Here is a 2,107-nt window from a genome sequence, read left to right on the forward strand (position 1 = left end):
ATTTGCTAATATGTTTATATTTAAAATTTGAATTCTGCAAATTGGTTTTTTGTCCAAATTTTATTTGGTGTAACATTTTAATGAAAAAAAATTGTTTTTAATGAATATTTAATGTCTAACCAAAGGTGAGATAGCCTTTTTTCTTGTCGGAATGAATAAAGGGTTAGGAATGGAATCAGAGGCTGAAAGGTATTTAACCAAGAAATGGTTAAATATTTTGAATATTTCTCTAAATAAAAAATGCGACTAGAGGTCGCATTTTTTATTGATTAATTCTTTGAATTACCCTTTCGAAGTTTTTAACCATCTGTTGTAAACCATTTGCTGTTTTTCTGTAGGGTTTTCAACAGGGTTAATCGAATATTTGTTTCTATTACTATTTTTAAGCTTTACATCCAGGTCCTGAAGGATACCATCTCGGGTAATAGTGATTTTAACAGACTCACCAGGTTTTTTCATTCCGATAATTCGTTCCATTTCTGATTTATCTACACGATAGCCATCGATGGCAATAATTTCATCATTTGCATTCAAGCCACCCTCATAAGCTGAAGTCCCTCTCACTACAGATCTAATTACCAAGCGACCATCGTCATTTTTGGTATATACACCTAAATTGGCTATTTCTTTACTAGAAGGCTCTACTTTTAACTCAAGTCCCGCATAAGACAGGAATTTGTTATAATCAATTGTTTTTGTTCCAAAAATGTGGTTTTTAAAGAATTTATCTAGTTTTTTTCCGGCGACCATCTCCACAGCAGATTGCATTTCCTCATCGGTAATACCCCTTCCTTTCTTTTTGTAATACTCTTTGTAAAGATAGCGCATTACATCATCCAAGCTTTTTTGTCCATTAGTGTTATGGATTATTTCCAGATCAAGCATGCTTCCTATTAAAGCACCTTTAGGATAGTATGAGATAGTGGTATTGTAGCTGTTTTCGTTTGGTCGGTAAGCTTTAATCCACGCATCCCAACTTGCTTCCGCTACCGGCTGAACTTTATTGCCAGGTTGATTTTCAACCGAATTAATGGTGCCTTCCAATTTATTAAGATAAAATTGTTGGTCCTCAATTCCTGCTCTTGTCAACAATAATTCGTCATAATAGGAGGTGAAACCTTCCATCACCCATAATAAATGGGTATAATTTTCTTTGTCATAGTCAAATGGGCCCAAAGCTATAGGTCGAATTCGTTTTACATTCCATAGATGAAAATACTCATGGGCTACTAAACTTAGGAATCCAGTGTAACGACTTCCTTCATAGCTCCAACGATTTACATCCAGCGTAGTAGAGTTTAAATGCTCTAGTCCCCCGCTACCTCTGGTCAGGTTGTGTACGATGAAGGTATATTCTTTATTAGGGTTTTCACCAAATACTTCAGTGGCAACTTCTACCACTTTAGCCATATCTTCCTTTAGTTTGCTGAAGTCCGCATTACTTTGTCCATACATGGCCACTTTATGCTTAACTCCTGCCGCATTAAATTCAAATTCTTCTTGATTTCCAATTTCTATGGGAGAATCGGCTAGAATATCAAAATTGGGCGAATGATAAGTCCATTTTTTTCCCGATACAGGACTTAACCCTGTACTCACCACATCCCAGTCTTTAAAAGGTTTGACGGTAAGTGTGGAAGAGAGCCCTTTTTGTTTATCGACATACATAAATATGTTGGAACCATTCAAGTAACCATGGGAAGCATCCAAAAAAGATGTTCTTACTGAAATTTCAAAAGCATAGACTTTATAGCTGGCGGTAAAATCTTCCCGGTTATTGAAAACTCTCCAGGTGTTTTTATTGATCTTTTCAAATTTTAAAGATTTACCTGATTTGCTTACGGGAGCAAAATCTTCGACACTTTTTCCAAATTCACGGATCAGGTAAGAGCCAGGAGCCCAGGTTGCCATCTTTAAGTCTGTGTATTTTTGACGAAGACTATTGATTTTCATCTCCACCTCAAAGTAATGGGTATGAGGTTCACTCATCGATAGGGTGTATTCCAGTTTTTCAGCGGCATTTGCAGCACTAAAGCTGATAAAGAACACCATGGCACACAGTGTATTTATCAACCGGAATTGATGTAATTTCTTCATAGTTATAGAT

The 2,107-nt window shown here is 36.1% G+C and carries 1 protein-coding gene; it reads right to left on the reverse strand.

Going from position 1 to position 2,107, the window contains the following annotated elements; all coding sequences use genetic code 11:
* Window positions 1-282: 282 nt before the first annotated feature.
* Window positions 283-2,107 (reverse strand): M61 family metallopeptidase (locus tag E1171_RS02365; protein WP_343031285.1); only part of this gene is annotated, 1,825 nt, incomplete at its 5' end.

It is taken from the genome of Xanthovirga aplysinae (genome assembly GCF_009711365.1).
Taxonomy (GTDB): Bacteria; Bacteroidota; Bacteroidia; order Cytophagales; family Cyclobacteriaceae; genus Xanthovirga; species Xanthovirga aplysinae.